The sequence below is a fragment of the unidentified bacterial endosymbiont genome, assembly GCF_918797525.1.
Classification (GTDB): Bacteria; Pseudomonadota; Gammaproteobacteria; order Enterobacterales; family Enterobacteriaceae; genus Enterobacter.
This window is the reverse complement of the sequence record NZ_OU963893.1, coordinates 2261671-2277808: the sequence shown is the minus strand read 5'-3', so window position 1 is coordinate 2277808 and position 16138 is coordinate 2261671. Positions and strand designations below refer to the sequence as shown.

The 16138-nt window shown below is 47.9% G+C and carries 18 protein-coding genes; 8 read left to right on the top strand and 10 right to left on the bottom strand.

Features of this window, described 5'->3' with window-relative positions; genetic code table 11:
* Window positions 1-105: 105 nt before the first annotated feature.
* The 3 genes from asr (at window position 106) to NL510_RS10875 (ending at window position 1506) form a co-directional block, all read left to right on the top strand.
* On the top strand, window positions 106-411 hold the full coding sequence (asr, locus tag NL510_RS10880; protein WP_253384533.1) for an acid resistance repetitive basic protein Asr: 306 nt from the start codon (window positions 106-108) through the stop codon (window positions 409-411).
* A 91-nt stretch (window positions 412-502) separates the two neighbouring features.
* On the top strand, window positions 503-586 hold the full coding sequence (gene ydgU / locus NL510_RS23160; protein WP_494546347.1) for a small membrane protein YdgU: 84 nt from the start codon (window positions 503-505) through the stop codon (window positions 584-586).
* Window positions 587-687: 101 nt separating this feature from the next.
* A complete protein-coding gene (locus tag NL510_RS10875; protein WP_253384531.1) occupies window positions 688-1506 on the top strand; it encodes a trypsin-like serine peptidase in 819 nt (272 codons plus the stop codon).
* A gap of 45 nt (window positions 1507-1551) precedes the next feature.
* Here NL510_RS10875 and mdtI read toward each other — a convergent pair whose 3' ends face one another.
* The 3 genes from mdtI to NL510_RS23015 form a co-directional block, all read right to left on the bottom strand.
* Window positions 1552-1881 carry a multidrug/spermidine efflux SMR transporter subunit MdtI gene (gene mdtI / locus NL510_RS10870; protein WP_253384529.1) on the bottom strand — a complete coding sequence of 110 codons (330 nt, stop codon included), beginning with the start codon at window positions 1879-1881 and terminating at the stop codon, window positions 1552-1554.
* Window positions 1868-2230: a multidrug/spermidine efflux SMR transporter subunit MdtJ gene (gene mdtJ / locus NL510_RS10865; RefSeq protein WP_253384526.1), complete on the bottom strand. Its 363-nt coding sequence runs from the start codon at window positions 2228-2230 to the stop codon at window positions 1868-1870. The genes mdtI and mdtJ overlap by 14 nt, the downstream gene beginning before the upstream one ends.
* 117 nt (window positions 2231-2347) lie before the next feature.
* Window positions 2348-2449, bottom strand: a complete 102-nt coding sequence (locus NL510_RS23015; RefSeq protein ID WP_436299122.1) for a protein YdgV — start codon at window positions 2447-2449, stop codon at window positions 2348-2350.
* Between the two features lie 202 nt (window positions 2450-2651).
* On the opposite strand from NL510_RS23015, the gene NL510_RS10860 reads away from it, so the two are divergent.
* Window positions 2652-3686 carry an AI-2E family transporter gene (locus NL510_RS10860; protein WP_253384524.1) on the top strand — a complete coding sequence of 345 codons (1035 nt, stop codon included), beginning with the start codon at window positions 2652-2654 and terminating at the stop codon, window positions 3684-3686.
* 198 nt (window positions 3687-3884) lie between these two features.
* Here NL510_RS10860 and NL510_RS10855 read toward each other — a convergent pair whose 3' ends face one another.
* Window positions 3885-5291 (bottom strand): NEL-type E3 ubiquitin ligase domain-containing protein, encoded by a 1407-nt coding sequence (locus NL510_RS10855; RefSeq protein ID WP_253384522.1) that lies wholly within the window; start codon window positions 5289-5291, stop codon window positions 3885-3887.
* Window positions 5292-5817: 526 nt separating this feature from the next.
* On the opposite strand from NL510_RS10855, the gene yajD reads away from it, so the two are divergent.
* The gene (gene yajD, locus NL510_RS10850; protein WP_253384521.1) at window positions 5818-6165 is read left to right on the top strand and encodes an HNH nuclease YajD; all 348 of its coding nucleotides are present in this window, start codon (window positions 5818-5820) and stop codon (window positions 6163-6165) included.
* Window positions 6166-6231: 66 nt separating this feature from the next.
* Here the strand turns inward: yajD and NL510_RS10845 are convergent, their stop codons facing one another.
* Both NL510_RS10845 and NL510_RS10840 read right to left on the bottom strand, forming a co-directional pair.
* On the bottom strand, window positions 6232-8160 hold the full coding sequence (locus NL510_RS10845) for a putative bifunctional diguanylate cyclase/phosphodiesterase (RefSeq protein WP_253384519.1): 1929 nt from the start codon (window positions 8158-8160) through the stop codon (window positions 6232-6234).
* 17 nt (window positions 8161-8177) lie between these two features.
* Window positions 8178-8672 carry a putative pterin-binding protein gene (locus NL510_RS10840; protein ID WP_253384517.1) on the bottom strand — a complete coding sequence of 165 codons (495 nt, stop codon included), beginning with the start codon at window positions 8670-8672 and terminating at the stop codon, window positions 8178-8180.
* A 339-nt stretch (window positions 8673-9011) separates the two neighbouring features.
* Between NL510_RS10840 and NL510_RS10835 the strand changes: the two genes are divergently transcribed.
* The 3 genes from NL510_RS10835 to NL510_RS10825 all read left to right on the top strand — a co-directional run bounded on the left by NL510_RS10835 (window position 9012) and on the right by NL510_RS10825 (window position 11675).
* Window positions 9012-9431 (top strand): translesion error-prone DNA polymerase V autoproteolytic subunit, encoded by a 420-nt coding sequence (locus NL510_RS10835; RefSeq protein ID WP_253384515.1) that lies wholly within the window; start codon window positions 9012-9014, stop codon window positions 9429-9431.
* A gap of 2 nt (window positions 9432-9433) precedes the next feature.
* Window positions 9434-10699, top strand: coding sequence for a Y-family DNA polymerase (locus tag NL510_RS10830; RefSeq protein ID WP_253384513.1), 1266 nt, complete (start codon window positions 9434-9436; stop codon window positions 10697-10699).
* A gap of 79 nt (window positions 10700-10778) precedes the next feature.
* Window positions 10779-11675, top strand: a complete 897-nt coding sequence (locus NL510_RS10825; RefSeq protein ID WP_253384511.1) for a DedA family protein — start codon at window positions 10779-10781, stop codon at window positions 11673-11675.
* A 59-nt stretch (window positions 11676-11734) separates the two neighbouring features.
* Here NL510_RS10825 and NL510_RS10820 read toward each other — a convergent pair whose 3' ends face one another.
* From NL510_RS10820 to smrA, 4 genes are all read right to left on the bottom strand, one after another.
* Complete coding sequence (locus NL510_RS10820) at window positions 11735-12409, bottom strand: hypothetical protein (RefSeq protein ID WP_253384509.1); 675 nt, start codon at window positions 12407-12409, stop codon at window positions 11735-11737.
* Between the two features lie 135 nt (window positions 12410-12544).
* On the bottom strand, window positions 12545-13933 hold the full coding sequence (locus NL510_RS10815; protein ID WP_253384507.1) for a M24 family metallopeptidase: 1389 nt from the start codon (window positions 13931-13933) through the stop codon (window positions 12545-12547).
* Between the two features lie 439 nt (window positions 13934-14372).
* Window positions 14373-15239 (bottom strand): aldo/keto reductase family oxidoreductase, encoded by an 867-nt coding sequence (locus NL510_RS10810; protein ID WP_253384505.1) that lies wholly within the window; start codon window positions 15237-15239, stop codon window positions 14373-14375.
* A gap of 48 nt (window positions 15240-15287) precedes the next feature.
* Complete coding sequence (gene smrA, locus NL510_RS10805; RefSeq protein WP_253384503.1) at window positions 15288-15851, bottom strand: DNA endonuclease SmrA; 564 nt, start codon at window positions 15849-15851, stop codon at window positions 15288-15290.
* Window positions 15852-16138 lie beyond the last annotated feature (287 nt).

The window sequence follows — 16138 nt, the reverse complement described above, 5'->3', positions numbered from 1 at the left end:
ACGCCGATACCAATCACTCACGGAAACCTCGAATTTACAGGGATATAGTTATTTCAACGGCCCCGAAGTGGGGTTAAATGAAAAACCAAATTCGAGGGTATGAGAATGAAAAAAGTATTAGCTCTGGTTGTTGCCGCTACTATGGGTCTCTCTTCTGCTGCGTTTGCTGCTGAAACAACGGCAACGCCGGCACCTGCGGCAACCGCTACCGCTGCGCCTGCAAAAACCGTTCATCATAAGAAACACCACAAAGCGGCTAAACCCGCTACAGAGCAGAAAGCGCAGGCCGCTAAAAAGCACCATAAAAAAGCCGCCAAACCTGCTGCAGAGCAGAAAGCGCAGGCTGCAAAAAAGCATCACAAAAAAGCGGTAAAACCCGACGCTAAACCAGCTGCACAGCCAGCGGCGTAAGCGTACACATTTAACCGTGCCCTTTGGGGCACGTTGTTAAACCGGCGCGGAATCATTCGGTTCGGCGCCGGTTTTTTTATCCGGAGGGCGTATGCTGCAACGCTATCGGTTTGAGTTCCTTCTCATCTTACTTATTATATGCGCGCTCATCGCAAGCCATTTTTATCTTTCCTGACTGTAGCACGCTGATTTTACTCCCACTTTCGCGCTGTCCCGTCTATAGTATTTTCATAGGGTTCACTTTTAATAATCATAATTACCCCACCAGAGTGTGATATGCATAAATCTGTTGCGTTGTTACTGGGAACGTTAGCGCTTATTTCTGGAACCGCACATGCGGATGATGGCGATGATGACACCATTAACGCCAAAGAGGTAAAGACGCTGTTTTTTGGTCATGATGATCGCACGCGCGTCTCCGACCCAACGCAGGCCCCCTGGGATGCCATCGGGCAACTTGAAACCGCCAGCGGCAACTTGTGCACCGCCACGTTGATCACCCCTCAACTTGCGTTAACGGCAGGACATTGTCTGTTGACCCCGCCAGACGGCAAGCCGGATAAAGCGGTTGCCTTACGCTTTGTGTCGCAAAAAGGGCTGTGGCGCTATGAAATTCACGGTATTGAAGGCCGGGTCTCCCCTTCCCTTGGCAAACGTCTGAAGCCGGATGGCGATGGCTGGATCGTGCCGCCTGGCGCAGCCTCCTGGGATTTTGGTCTGATTATCTTACGTTATCCGCCGTCTGGCATTACGCCGCTGCCATTGTTTGGTGGCGATAAAGCCGCCCTGACCGCCGCGTTGAAAGCCGCGGATCGTAAAGTCACGCAGGCTGGCTATCCTGTCGATCATCTGGATTCGCTATACACGCATAACGATTGTGTGGTAACCGGCTGGGCGCAAAACAGCGTGCTCTCCCACCAGTGCGATACCTTGCCCGGGGATAGCGGCTCGCCGCTGATGTTGAAAACCGCCAACGGCTGGCAGGTTATCGGCGTGCAGAGTTCCGCGCCGGCCGCCAAAGACAGATGGCGCGCCGATAACCGGGCCTTATCCGTTACCGGGTTTCGCGACAGGCTGGAAGCGCTGGCACAGTAATAATCAGCACGCCTCTCCTGACAAAGAACGATGGCGGCATCAGCATCAGGCGAGCTTTATCATAATCATGCCTGCAATCAGCAGCATCAGGCCTATCCAGCCTTTATGATTTAACCGTTGACCGAAAAGTACCCACCCTGCCGCCAGGGTAGCGGCAATACCCAATCCGCCCCACAGCGCGTACGCCACCGAAAGATCGATTCCCTTTACCGCCTGGGACAGGGCGCTGAATGCTCCCAGCACGGCGACAATCGACATCAGGCCGTAGAATTTACGCCGAAAACCGTCAGAGAATTTCAAAAAGATGTTGGCCACAATTTCCAGAACAATGGCGAACGCCAGCCAGGCGGCGTGGATCCATTCAAACTGTTGCATGGCTCCGCTCCTCAGGCTGTTTCATCGGCTTACGGGTACCTGATTTAATCAGCACGATGCCTGCCACCAGCGTCGTTAATCCCGCAATTTTCATGATTGATAACGTTTCGTCAAATAACATGACGCTGAACAGTGTAATTAATAAAATACCGATTCCTTCCCATAGCGCGTAAGCCACACCCAGCGCGATTTTCTTGACGGCGAAGGAGAGAAAAATATAGGAAAGTGAAATCATCACCAGCATAAAAATAAAGCCAGTGTTGTCATTACTGACGCTTGCCCATTTCATAGACAGCGTACCCGTAATTTCTGCGAGGATAGCCAGGGCTAATAAAATCCAGTAAAACATGTTCTTCTCCTGCTTGAGAATAAAGTCCATTGCGGCTCGCTGCGAACAGCAAACCCAAAAATAGACATAGCGATCAGTCAGCTAAGCGCATAGCGCCAGCTCAGGCAGAAGACGTGACTATAACCCGTTGTGCCAGTGTTGCTCACCAGACAGCAGGCGGAGGGAGGTAGAAAATACAGCAGTGTTATGTGAAATGTTGGTCCTGAACACATTGTCCATAAAATTACAATTATCCGCGTTGTTGCTTCTCGTCTGTGCGGATGAAAATTGTCCTCAGTAGTTGAACACATCTGATTTGTACCATAAGGTAAGAATTTACTCAAAGTCTTTTCATTTCTTTACCCATCCTGTTTGATTTCAGTTAGTTTATTGGAACGGCTTTCACATCTATTATAAATAAAAATATTATTCAGGAACCACCATGTCTAAACCCATCATCACCCTCAACGGATTAAAAATTGTCATCATGCTCGGCATGCTGGTGATCATACTCACGGGGGTTCGCTTTGCTGCCGACATCATCGTGCCCTTTATTCTGGCGCTTTTTGTTGCAGTGATCCTTAATCCCCTGGTTCAGCGCATGGTGCGGCTGCGCATACCGCGAGTGCTGGCGATTACCTTGCTTATCAGCATTATCATCGTCGCGATGGTGTTATTGGTAGCCTATCTGGGAGCTTCCCTGAATGAGCTGGCAAGAACCCTGCCCAAATACCGTTCGTCGCTGGCGATCCCGCTGCTCCAGCTTGAACCCTGGCTTCAGCGTGCAGGAATAGAAATCTCGGTTGACGAGGTGCTGAAATATATCGACCCGAACGCGGCCATGACTCTTGTCACCAGCCTGTTGGCCCAGCTCTCGAATGCTATGACGTCGATATTCCTCCTCTTTTTGACGGTAGTGTTTATGCTGCTTGAAGTACCGCAGCTACCGGCGAAGCTACAGCAAATCATGGTTCGTCCGGTTGAAGGTATGGGCGCTATCCAGCGCGCGCTGGATAGCGTTTCCCGCTACCTGGTATTGAAAACGGCTATCAGTCTGGTTACGGGGTTCGTTGTCTGGGGCATGCTGGTTGCGCTGGACGTCCGCTTTGCCTTCGTCTGGGGCTTACTCGCCTTTGCGCTCAACTACATTCCCAACATCGGCTCCGTGCTGGCCGCCATTCCCCCCATTCTGCAGGTATTGGTTTTCACCGGTTTTTACGATGCGCTTGTTCTGCTGGCCGGTTATCTGGTGATTAACCTGCTATTCGGCAACATTCTTGAACCACGCATGATGGGACGCGGGCTGGGGCTTTCGACACTGGTAGTATTTTTATCGCTGATCTTCTGGGGCTGGCTACTCGGCCCCGTCGGGATGCTGCTCTCCGTACCGCTGACCATTATCGTGAAGATTGGACTTGAACAGACGGCCGGGGGGCAAAGTATCGCGGTGTTGCTGAGTGATATGAACTATAAGTAGTTCATCCCCCCTGCCATTGCGACTGTCTCTTGATCAGATCTCCTGATCAAGAGACATCGCCAGTCTGTAGTCTTCAACCCTTTCCTGGAGCCTGAACCAGCCATTCCATATCACTATCCAGCCGGGCTTGCCCGTCCTCCTTTTTAATTGAACGTCCGATATGTTGAGCCAGTGAAGAGGCCAGACGGTGTAAATCCCCTACTTCAATGCGTTTACTAAAGAATCGAGCTTATCATTTTGTGAATTATCCAGCATTGAGTATTCCTTTTTTATTTCCCGGGCAATATTTACAATGTCTTCTTTTAATCTGTTCCTGAAAGATGCGCTGGTATTTTGATTGTTTAAACTGCCAATAACAATCTTCTTAATTTCCGGGAAAAAATGTTCCTGACTGAAAGCTCGCTTTGCATCATTGGGCACTGTTGTTAAGTCCTCAGTATCGTATCCAATTAATTTTCCCAGGCTCATAACATTGAATCTTGCCGCAGATACATAATCCGAATACAACGTAAGAGTAAGTGCATTCATAAAGCGAAGCTCAGCCCGCAGTAAAATGACTTTTTCATTATTTGTCAGATTAGCATCCTGAAAAACATCACATATCTTTTCCATGTTGTCAACCTGGGATTTTTTTGTTGTTATATCCTCATTTAATCTCTTGTTGGTCTCTTTATAATTATATTCCTTGTTTTCCCACCAGAAATTTTCAATGACCCCCTTGCTATCTTCAACAATTTTATTGTACTGATTGAGCTGATTTAACGCTTCACTCTCCTTTGTTATTAAATGTCTAACCAAAGTTTTTGCCTTAAGAACTTCGTCTGAAGAAATAGTGTTATTGGTTTTAGCTTTAGTAACGATATTCTCCAGATTATTAAAAATAGACGTTTTATCTTCACTCCTGAGCCTGAAAAACTCATCTGAATAGTAACGTAGTTTATCAGAGAGGTCTGATGTATTACAATTTTGCTTCGCCTCATTGTTACGTTTAACTCTCGCATCGGAATTAAGAGTTAACTGATTAAGCGCCAGCGGCTCTGTGGGGTCATCAGCAAACTGTATAAAGGTCCCGCCCTGTACTGTCTGGTTTGGATTTATGGTGGGGGAAAGCGTTGTGCGCGGCTGCCAGGAATTCCCCGGCGCACCATTACCTTTCCAGCCATGGGACACGATTTCTTCTCTGTCGGATAAGTTCAAAGTGTGGGGTGTTGACTCTCGTGTTTCATTGTATCCCTGCATTTTCACGGAATACTCTCCGGCTTCATCAGAGGTGACGGAAAGCATCTCTTGACCTTCTGCATCAAGGATACAGAAGTGGTTTTCTCCGTGCCTGTCGAACTGAATGTTTACTTTTGATCCGGAATACGCGAGCGTCCAGAGCTGTTCAAAACTGTCAGCTACGTCCTCCCGCTTCGTTCCGGGCGGCAGGTGACAAATCTGCTGAATGCACTTCAGCGCTTCAGGCTTTCGCGTTGAGCAAAAAAAACCCTCAATTTTTTTCCAGATGCTTATTTCAACAGGGGTATCTGAACGGGCGATACGGTTAACATGATTGTCGCTGATTGTGGCGGGAAAAGATGTGTTTCCAACGTGTAAAGGCATCATAAAATATCCACTGTAAATTTACACATAATATCTGTGCAGGAGTTATAACGATTGAACTTGACGGTATCATATTTCCCCGCCCCCTAATTTCATAATAGGGTTATCTACGGATTCATTGATATTTCGTGTATATTCTGGCCCCACCAAAGCGACGGCAAGATCAGACCAGATCATTTTATTTTGGGCATCCCTGAGCGAGATGCGTCTGGTGACCTCAGACTTTGAAACATAACACTTTTCACTAACATTAAAGGCAACCTCTACACGCATTTTGCAACAGTTCCCGAGGAAGGGCATATACCCTAAATAATTCGAGTTGCAGGAAGGTGGCAAGGAAGTAGATCCCCGGGAGCGTACATAAGTACGTAACTGGAGTGAACGTGTGCAGCCAACGCACATGCAACCTGAAGTATGACGGGTATATACGCAGAAAGGGACATTTACGCTTTGATGCAGGGAAGATTTCCCCTTCCCTTATCTATGGGATATATTGACGGCATATTTTTTATGACAGGTACTATCAGCAATGGCTCTGATCCCCAAAAACTACGCGCGCCTGGAAAGTGGCTACCGTGAGAAAGCGTTAAAAATTTACCCCTGGGTGTGCGGTCGCTGCTCGCGGGAGTTTGTCTATTCTAACCTGCGTGAACTGACGGTTCACCATATCGACCACGATCACACCAACAACCCGGACGATGGCAGTAACTGGGAGCTGTTGTGTCTGTTTTGCCACGACCATGAACATTCGAAATACACTGAAGCCGATCTTTACGGCACCGCCGTAGTGGCCGGTGAAGATGCGCAAAAGGATATGGGTGTCGCCACGTTTAACCCCTTTGCCGATTTGAAGTCGATGATGAATAAGAAGAAGTAGTCAAGGAGTCTGCCGCTCACACGGGCTGTTGTTCATCAGTTAATGACAAAACGTAAACGGAATAGTTTACCCGTTCCTGATTTTCTCATCGACATAAGGCTGAGGTTTTCCGAACAGATAACCTTGTGCGAAATCACAGCCCAGCGCCTGAAGGCTTTCCAGTTGCTCCTGCGTTTCAACACCTTCTGCCACGGCCTTCATATTAAGTGTTTTCGCCATGCCCGTAATGAGTTTGATAATATTAAGGGCGTCTTCCTGTGTCGATATCGAATGCACAAAGGATTTATCTATTTTAATTTTATCAAAGGCAAGCCTGCTCAGCCGCGAAAGCGAAGAGTATCCCGTTCCAAAATCATCGATGGAGATTTTTACGCCCAGGGCTCTGAGCTTATTAAGGGTATTCATCGGCGTATGATTCTCGGTAAACAGAGAGGACTCCGTCACTTCCAGCTCAAGTCGGTCTGCCGGCAGTCCTGTATCTTTCAGAATAGACAGCACAATGCCGGCAAAGGCTTTGCTGCTTAGCTGAACAGGTGAAACGTTGACTGAAATTTTCGTCGGAACCGCCCAGCCAGCGGCTTCCCTGCAGGCCATTTCAAGCATAAATTTCCCCATCGCATTAATCATGCCTGTTTTTTCCGCAACGGGAATAAAGCTATCCGGCGACAGGAGGCCCTTTACAGGATGCATCCAACGGATAAGAGCCTCGTAGCTGTAAATTTCCCGGTTGAACGAGTCAACAATCGGCTGATAATAAACCACGAACTCTTTATTCACTAAGGCCGACGCCATATCATGCTCAAGCGTTCTGCTCTCCTGCAGCTTGTCTAACATGCGTTGACGGAAGACTTTTATTTTTCCGGAACCTTCATTTTTGGCTTCATAAAGGGCCAGATCGGCAAATTTATACAGATAATCAGAGCGGCGTTCGGTCTCAGAGATAACAATCCCAACACAGGTGGTTATATTTATAATGGTGTTATAAATCGTGTAGGGCTGGTTGATAGCATCACATATTTTTTGGGCGCGGGAAACGGCACAGCTCTCTGTCAGGCCACATGAGAGGAATGCAAATTCATCCCCACCTAATCGATAAAGCGTATCTGACGTCAGGCCCATCGAAATCAGGCGCCGGGAGATCTGGCGTAACAACATATCACCCGCATCATGACCATAGGTGTCATTTACCTCTTTGAAGCGATCTAAATCGAACAACATTACCGTCACAGCGTCATTATTTTTCCTGGCTAACTCGATGGTTTTATTTAAATTTCCCCAAAAATAATGGCGGTTACTCATCTCCGTAAGAGAGTCATGGTAGACGTCATACTCCAGCTTCGCATTTTGGATTTGCAATTTTTCTTTAGACTTCTGGAGTTCCTCAGCAAGGCTTTTAACCTGAAGATGCGCCTTCAGAATATTTCTGTTCTGATAAAATATCAGCACTCCGAGGATCGCACTCAGTATTATCAGCAGTACCGACATTGCTGAATAAATATAGTACAGCGTCTGGATTTTGAGGTTGGCATTATTAATCGAATTCACATCCTTGTTTAATGCACCGGATGAAAGGCGGCTCAGCGGCGCATCAAGCGTATGCATAACTTTTAAATATGACTGGAGTTCTGAATGATTCATTTTTTCAAGGTGAAGATCCAGATAGTGAAGCGTCTTTTCGAGTTGTCCAGCCAGATCATGATGTGCTTTGTTACTGTCGATATAATGCCCCAAATCACCCCCGTTCACTAAATCACTCTGGCTCAGCATAATATCGAGACGCAGGCGTACCGTATCGAGCGTGATAGTATCATCGATAGTGTAAAGACCAAGCCATGATTCGAATCGGTAATATTCTGGTACCAGCTGTGCAGCAGACCAGGAATCGGTGTAATGAGTCAGCTTTTGTAACTCTTGTTGCCTTTCATGTACAAGGAAAGAAATATATCCGGTCGCGATAAAAAGGGAAAATATGATGCCAGCCAGTATTCTGTTCATGATCTTCTTCTGAACTCCTACTCAATATTCATTCTGCTGACCTGCCACGCGGATCTTGAATAATAAATCTGATTATTCAGCTCAGGTATGCTGTCATAAGGATAGACAATGAAAAAAGGGCCTTTGTCACGGATACGCATATATTCTCCGTTGACTTTTAATGCAAGGATAACATTGTATTTTTTGAAATCACTGAGAGAAAGTTCCGTCGTGTAATCATTGAGCGCAGTCACTTTAACAACCGAACCTTTAGCTCCCACATGGTCCATAAGCTTTTGCAGTGGAATACCCGTAAAGGTTGTACGTCCATTATACCAGGGTGAGGCGGTCTGGAAACTAACCATGCCCAGTTTTTCAAGGCTGGCGATATCAAAAACGGCTTTACCGTCCTGATTGGTATTTTTTATATTACCGGACAGAGTTAAAAGGACGTTACCGACAGGTTTAGGAAGTTCACCAGCCCAGACCTGTGAGGTGACCCCAAAGCTTAACAACATGACAATTAAACGCATTTTAACCTCAGCGGGCTACCGGATGTAAAAGAATTATAATTTAGTTATCATGCTATTAATATATGTCACTGGTTATAATTCACGCGATAATTCCATTATTTTTTAAGATCATGAGAATCAACAGGTTAACCATCTGTACAAAAATAAACCGGTTATTTCGTTAGTATGAATAAACGCGCATAAATATAAAGGCTTATTGGTTTTTGCAGCCAACAATTTTGGATAGGATCTTCGCCCTTCTCCAGCAGCATCAGAGCGCTCTAACGTATGCTTCTCTTGATCTCTGCTACCTATCCACAATACTGTATACATATACAGTAAACATTAACGGTGATTATAATGCAGTTTTTCACACCTACTGAGCTACGCCAGATAGTGGCGCTCCCTATGTTTAATGACCTTGTTCCTTGCGGTTTTCCCAGCCCAGCGCAGGACTATGTTGAGCGTCGTATTGATCTGAACGAACTTATGGTTCAGCACCCCAGTGCGACCTACTTCGTCAAATCCAGCGGCGACTCAATGAGTGAAGCCGGTATTGGCGAAGGCGATTTGCTGGTAGTGGATAGCTCCCGCAAGGCCGAACATGGCAGCATTGTCATTGCTGCCGTCGACGGTGAGTTCACGGTTAAACGCTTGCAGTTGCATCCTGTTGTCATGCTCAAGCCTGAAAATCCCGCTTACAAGCCAATTCTGATAGGCAGCGAAGACAATCTTGAGGTTTTCGGGGTAGTGACCTATATCGTGAAAGCGGCGAGCTGACTATGTTTGCACTGTGTGATGTGAACTCATTCTATACTTCCTGCGAAACCGTTTTTCGCCCGGATCTCAAGGGCCGGCCGGTCGTCGTTTTGTCAAACAACGACGGCTGCGTCATCTCTCGCTCAGCTGAAGCAAAACCCTTTGTCAAAATGGGTGAACCATACTTCAAACAGAAAGATCTCTTCAGGCATCATGGTGTGGTCTGTTTCAGTAGTAACTATGAACTTTACGCTGATATGTCCAACCGGGTGATGAACACGCTGGAAGAGATGTCTCCTCGTAGCGAAATATATTCAATTGATGAGATCTTTTGCGATCTTACAGGCGTGCGCAATTGTCGCGATCTTTCCGACTTTGGCCATGAAATGAGAGCGACTGTTCTGCAACACACTCATCTCACCGTGGGCGTGGGGATCGCCCCCACAAAGACCCTGGCGAAACTGGCAAATCACGCGGCTAAACGATGGCAACGACAGACGGGGGGCGTAGTAGACCTGTCGAATGTGAATCGTCAGAGAAGATTGATGGCAGCCCTGCCGGTAGACGAGGTCTGGGGTGTAGGCCGGAGGCTCACGAAGCACCTCGAAGCCATGGGTATCAAAACCGTGTTGCAACTGGCGGATGCCGATATCCGCTTCATCAGAAAACACTTTAACGTTGTGCTGGAGAGGACGGTGCGTGAATTGCGGGGGGAACCGTGCCTTGAGCTGGAAGCGTTTGCGCCAGTAAAGCAGGAAATCGTCTGTTCGCGCTCGTTCGGCGGTTTTATCACAGAATATGAGGATATGCGTCAGGCCATCTGCAGTTACGCGGTCCGGGCAGCAGAGAAACTTCGCCATGAGCATCAGCATTGCCGGTTTATCTCCGTATTTGTTAAAACCTCACCCTTCACGCTCAACGAACCTTATTATGGTAATAGCGCTTCGGTAAAACTGCTCACACCGACTCAGGATAGTCGGGATATCATCGGGGCATCAGTTCGTTGCCTGGATGCAGTCTGGAAAAAAGGGTGTCGGTACCAGAAAGCCGGAGTGATGCTGGGCGATTTTTATAGCCAGGGAGTCGCACAACTCAATCTGTTTGACGGCAGCGCTCCACGGAAAAATAGCCAACAGCTAATGGAAGTATTAGACCAACTGAATGCTGAAAAGGGTCGTAGAACGCTCTACTTCGCAGGACAGGGTATTCAGCAAAAATGGCAGATGAAGCGGGAAATGCTCTCACCCCGATATACCACCCGTTATGCTGATTTACTCAGCGTTAGGTAATATTCGTTTGAACGGATGAGACGTCCGGACCAGCAAGGCTGAATCGTGTCAGGCGATAGCAGAAGATTTTTTACATATCATGTACAAAAATTTGCTAAAACATAATCAGAGGGTTGATCCACAGAAAAACCTTTACGTAATTTACTTAAGAATCGATTATTTACCAAAACATTTATTTTTTAAGCACTTTAGTACAAAAAATTATGACAAAATCATTTTTAAATTCATCGGGTTATTAAAAATATTTTCCATAACGCGAATTGATGAGCAGCGCCGTAACGAAGGCCTTAACCCCGGAAAATATTGTATTGCCAAACCCTACGTTAGAGGCTCAACTATGCATGAAATACTCTTAGCTATCTGGGAACATGACCTCGATAAGCTAGCGCACTCTGATATGTTAGGCTTATTAGTACTCATGATTTGCATAATATTAATGCTGGAGTCTGCGGTGTTATTTCTGCCTCTGCCCGGGGATAGCCTGGTCTTTATGACGGGGGCGCTGGTGGGACTGGGCGTTATCGGGATGGAAGTTATTTTCATCTATTTGCCCATTGCGGCCGGGCTAGGGTCGATATTGGCATACTGGCAAGGCTATTGGCTAAGGACCTCTCCGGTTATGCGACATCTGAACAGAGTCGTGCCGCTCAGTAAACTGGAGAAAGCGGCTGAACTGGTCAGCAAATATGGGATCTCTTCGATGTTCTTATCGCGGTTTATCCCCTTTGTCCGCGTCATAACCCCAATGTTAATTGGCAATAACTCGAACAAAGTTTTACGTTTTTATTTCGTTAGCGTTATCAGCGCCTTTATGTGGGTTTTATCTATTGGCTTTATCGGCGAACTGTCAATGAAGATAGAGGTGATAGCACACTATCGGGAAGCTATCACCAAAGTTATCATTTTCGGGACGATTACTGCCTTTGTTACTGCCGTTTTGGCTGTACTGTTCAGACTATGTAAGACAAGCCAGTAACCTAAGATGGTTTTGCTGTGAGAATGGGTTCAGTTACCTCGGTAATTGAACCCATTTCTTTAATATTCGTAACGGCACAACGTTGTTATTCTTGCTCCATCATATTTCTGGGCCGTATGAAGATGCAGGGCCTTTCCTTCCTTGACCCAAAACCCACCGCTCAACAAAGAGGATTCGTTAAACACATAAGATGCAGGGTATCTTTCTTTAACGGTTCCGTGACTTATACCAAACCAGTTATAGGCTATATTTTTAAATTCACGTTTATTGAGCAGTCTGCCGCCATGTCGATGACAACGCTCTCGCGCGCTTGCCAGAGAATCACCCGTCGCACCATCGCCTGTAAGCCAGTTATCTAACCTGAACTGTCTGTGGTTAAGCTCTCCGTTCTTTATATTTTCAATGGTCATCGTCACATAACGTTCATTATAGCTGGGCTGCCTGACCATTTTTATCGTCACCCTCCCCTCTGTGTGATTTTCAATCTTTAACCACGTTTGATTCACACTGAAGCGTAAATTATTCAGATTCAGATAGGGGCTATTACTGCTCATGGTTATTTTAGCCCCAACAAAGCCCGTATCAAAAATATCTATGGTGCGAAAGCCTGATGAACTTGGCGTATGAAAGCTGATCATATCCAGATATTCGCCATCAGCCCTGGTATAACCATTAACCGGAAAAAGTAAAATACAAAACCAGCGTAGATACCGGCCAGAATAAAATGCCCGCATATTCCCCCACAAATCATTAATTACCCATAAGCTAACCTGTGAGAACGTATCATAAATACCGTATCGTTCTGTATAGTCGAGGTAAATTAATCATCAGCACGCTAAGAATGGGCGCTGAAACACGCCCATGCTGGCTTAGCAGGTGAAGGCTTTATCTTTCGCAAGGAAGAACGGTCGCAAATAGGCCACCGTGCTGGAGAGCGGGATAACATCCTCGCTCAGCTTAATGTTAAGCACATCGGTGAGATAACGCTTACGGGTTTCAATGCGCGCCCATAGCTCCGGAAACGCGTGTGCAATGTCTGCCTGCAGCGCCTTGTCCGCCAGCGCAATACACTCTTCCGCACTGGTACCGGTATAGCCTTTCACGGACGGAATAATGTCAATCTGCAGGATCATACCGCTTTTCAGCGTCTGCGCGGAGCGTGCAAAAATGGGCGATGACATCCACTCTTCGTCAGCGCTGAGATGGCCCGGGTTCAGGTGCCAGCCATATTTCGCCTTCGGCAGCACGGACTCCATCAGGGTATATATCTCAGCGCCAGCCATGCCGATACGTATATTTTCAAGCCAGGTCACTACCGCCGCAAAATAGGGTTTAGCCACCCGGTCGAGGTAATCTTTCTGCGTCTCCGGCAGCTCCCCTTCATCGGCGATAATAAACCCGGTACGGCTCGATAACCCCCCTTTGAAGCCAGTGGTCATCGAAAGCGGCTGGCCGTGCTGCAGCGGTTTATACGTCGGGTAAAGATTGGCTTTTTCAAAGCGCTGTCCGCCTGCGGCGATGGTCACCACCGTATTGTACTGACCTTCTGCCGTAAGATAACTCCCCAGCTCCGCCTCGCGAATACCAGGTTCGACGGCATTCATCGCGTTCAGGATGCAGGTTGAAGCAAGGTTAGCGCCATATTCATAGTGGGCGATTTCGTTAGCATTATTGGTGATGCGGGCGCCGTTATCTCCGCCAATAAACAGGTGGGCGGCATTTTCTAAACGTGCATCAGCCGGAGTGCTGTGACGGATGGCATCAACAATAAAGGCCGGAATATCGAAGAGCTGTTTGTTATCCGCGTGCTCAGAGGTAAACAGTTTCCAGCCGACTAACCCGATGCGGTCCATGACCGGTAGTCCTGTCTCCCTGAACAATGCATCCAGCGGCCTGTCGTTATCCATGGGCTGATTAGGTAATGAGAAGTAGGGACTATGCTTTAGCGTCACCGGAATACGTGAGTGCGCCGCCATTTTGAGATTTTCATTGCCGAGAATAACGGTCGCCTCACCGTTTTTCTTCAGTATCAGTAGCCCTTCTTCAAACCGGGGAATGAAACCGGTCAGGTATTCAAAGTTGCTACCGTGTTCTTTGTCGGCGTAAATAATCAGCGCATCGAACCCCTCTTCCACCATGCGTGTAAGGAGTTTCTCTTTCCTGACCTGCAGCGTGGCGTCCGTGAGCGGAACGGGAGCCACATCCGAAAAAATCGGCGGCGCGTTGGTCACCTGCAATTTGACTGCCTTAAAGTCCATATTATTCCCCTCTCGTTGTGATAACGCCCATAGTCCCCAAAGTGCTCCCCGGGCGCAATAGCCACCAAATAACGGGAAAGACCTTTTTCGCCTTCCCTGTCGTTAAAGAACGTCAAAGACAAAACACTTAGGCATCACTTTTAAATGATTTAACGGAAAAGAAAAATCAAATAAAAAGCCTACCCCCATCACTAATCATTGACTTTTAAAGCGTGGGAAAGCATATTTCACAGCACAAATTAACAAGGTTATGTTCAGAGGATGTTTGCTATAGTACATCAGGATCACTGCCTATGAGACGCGTAAAAATAAGCAGGAGATCGTGGCGGAAGCCCTGGTATTACACAGACTAAAAAGTCAGACAGAGACGTCGGCAGCGTTATCGGATCGCGAAATATGCCCGATAGCCTTCGGCGGTTATCGGGCGTAAAACCGGGTGTTAATCCACCAGCGCATTCAGGGTCGCGACGGCGTCAGGCGGTAAAACCAGCTCTGCCGCTGCCAGGTTCTGCTGCAGGTGCGAAACGGATGAGGTGCCGGGGATCAACAAAATGTTCGGTGAACGCTGCAGGAGCCATGCCAGCGCAACCTGCATAGCCGTTGCGCCGAGCGCGTCTGCTACTGCCTGCAGCCCGGAAGATTGTAGTGGCGTAAAACCGCCGAGCGGGAAGAATGGCACATAGGCAATCCCCTGCTGCGCCAGGGCATCCAGCAGCGCATCATCGCTGCGGTTCACGATGTTGTACATGTTCTGTACGCAGACGACAGACACCATTTTCTGCGCTTCGGCAACCTGACTGGCCGTTACGTTGCTCAACCCGATATGACGAACCAGCCCCTGCTGTTGCAGCTCTGCCAGGGTGGTCAGGGGTTCTGTAATCGATCCTTCCGCTGGCCCGTGGGCGCTAAACATTATCCGCAGATTAACCACATCCAGCACGTCTAACTGTAAATTGCGCAGGTTGTCATGTACTGCCTGCGTCAGTTCCTGCGCGGAAAAGGCCGGTAGCCAGGCGCCATCACCGCCGCGTCGGGCGCCGATTTTGGTCACAATAGTGAGATCGTCCCGGTACGGGTGCAGCGCCTCGCAGATAAGCTGGTTGGTGATGTGGGGACCGTAGAAATCGCTGGTATCAATGTGATTCACCCCCGCGCTCATGGCCGCGCGAAGCACCGCCAGTGCGGCATTTTTGTCTTTCGGTGGGCCAAAAACCCCGGGTCCTGCCAGCTGCATGGCGCCATAGCCAAGTCGTTTTACCGTATGCGTCCCGAGCGTGAACGTCCCGCTTTTTTCAATGCTGTTCATGTTGACCTACCTCACAGAGAGTGGTTGTGTAACCCCTGCATCAATGCACTAACGGCTGCGCTTTGCGAGCCGTTCCCGGTTTTCTTGTTTTGCTTCGTCGGATTTACGTAATGAGACATAACATGCCCCGCTGCCGCCATGGTGCGGCAGTGCCACGCAGAACGCCTGCACTTCCACGAACTCCGTCAACCAGCGCGACAGGTAGCTGCGCACCACGTTGGGATGGGAATGTGGTTCACGCCCTTTTCCATGAACGATGACCAGATTGCGCAGCCCGTCACGTTCGGCCTGACGAATAAAGGAATAGAGCATCTGCCGACAACGCTCGGCGGGCTGACGTAGCAGGTTTAAGCTGGCCTGGCGGGAGTATTTGCCTGAACGCAGTTTATCAATAACCCCCTGCTGTACGCCTTCACGCTGGAACGCCAGAGGCTCATCAAGCGGCAGAAGTTCCAGAAAACCCAGCGTCAGAAAGTTATCGAGCTGCTCGGTATCAATCTCCTGGCGTACCCGCGCGTTGCGGCTCTGCTGCCAGTGAATATCCGTACAGCGCTTCAGGGGCTGGACATCTTCCATGGCGTCGAGAAAAAGTGATTTGTCGTCAGGGTTCATGGAATTCCTCCGGCTACAACTGAGCCTGTACTATACCTGCGCCAGATGCACCTCTCAATAACTCCCGACGTCAGGGAATGCAATATATTGATGTGGTGAATATATAAAATACATATGAATTAATATTTCAACAAACCTTAACTAAAACTTCAGCCTCGGTTAACTCAAAAATTTACGTTAAAAAATCGTGAAAACAATCACTCAGCCGCCTATCTTTTTAAGAGAAAGCTGTTATAACTAAATACACCTGCACAATGGATAAAAGACGTAGGGTCCGCGAAAGGATG

Coding starts and splice junctions, on each gene's coding strand:
- asr (WP_253384533.1), top strand. CDS start 106: ATGAAAAAAGTATTAGCTCTGGTTGTTGCCGCTACTATGGGTCTCTCT.
- ydgU (WP_494546347.1), top strand. CDS start 503: ATGCTGCAACGCTATCGGTTTGAGTTCCTTCTCATCTTACTTATTATA.
- NL510_RS10875 (WP_253384531.1), top strand. CDS start 688: ATGCATAAATCTGTTGCGTTGTTACTGGGAACGTTAGCGCTTATTTCT.
- mdtI (WP_253384529.1), bottom strand. CDS start 1,881: ATGCAACAGTTTGAATGGATCCACGCCGCCTGGCTGGCGTTCGCCATT.
- mdtJ (WP_253384526.1), bottom strand. CDS start 2,230: ATGTTTTACTGGATTTTATTAGCCCTGGCTATCCTCGCAGAAATTACG.
- NL510_RS23015 (WP_436299122.1), bottom strand. CDS start 2,449: ATGGACAATGTGTTCAGGACCAACATTTCACATAACACTGCTGTATTT.
- NL510_RS10860 (WP_253384524.1), top strand. CDS start 2,652: ATGTCTAAACCCATCATCACCCTCAACGGATTAAAAATTGTCATCATG.
- NL510_RS10855 (WP_253384522.1), bottom strand. CDS start 5,291: ATGATGCCTTTACACGTTGGAAACACATCTTTTCCCGCCACAATCAGC.
- yajD (WP_253384521.1), top strand. CDS start 5,818: ATGGCTCTGATCCCCAAAAACTACGCGCGCCTGGAAAGTGGCTACCGT.
- NL510_RS10845 (WP_253384519.1), bottom strand. CDS start 8,160: ATGAACAGAATACTGGCTGGCATCATATTTTCCCTTTTTATCGCGACC.
- NL510_RS10840 (WP_253384517.1), bottom strand. CDS start 8,672: ATGCGTTTAATTGTCATGTTGTTAAGCTTTGGGGTCACCTCACAGGTC.
- NL510_RS10835 (WP_253384515.1), top strand. CDS start 9,012: ATGCAGTTTTTCACACCTACTGAGCTACGCCAGATAGTGGCGCTCCCT.
- NL510_RS10830 (WP_253384513.1), top strand. CDS start 9,434: ATGTTTGCACTGTGTGATGTGAACTCATTCTATACTTCCTGCGAAACC.
- NL510_RS10825 (WP_253384511.1), top strand. CDS start 10,779: ATGTACAAAAATTTGCTAAAACATAATCAGAGGGTTGATCCACAGAAA.
- NL510_RS10820 (WP_253384509.1), bottom strand. CDS start 12,409: ATGCGGGCATTTTATTCTGGCCGGTATCTACGCTGGTTTTGTATTTTA.
- NL510_RS10815 (WP_253384507.1), bottom strand. CDS start 13,933: ATGGACTTTAAGGCAGTCAAATTGCAGGTGACCAACGCGCCGCCGATT.
- NL510_RS10810 (WP_253384505.1), bottom strand. CDS start 15,239: ATGAACAGCATTGAAAAAAGCGGGACGTTCACGCTCGGGACGCATACG.
- smrA (WP_253384503.1), bottom strand. CDS start 15,851: ATGAACCCTGACGACAAATCACTTTTTCTCGACGCCATGGAAGATGTC.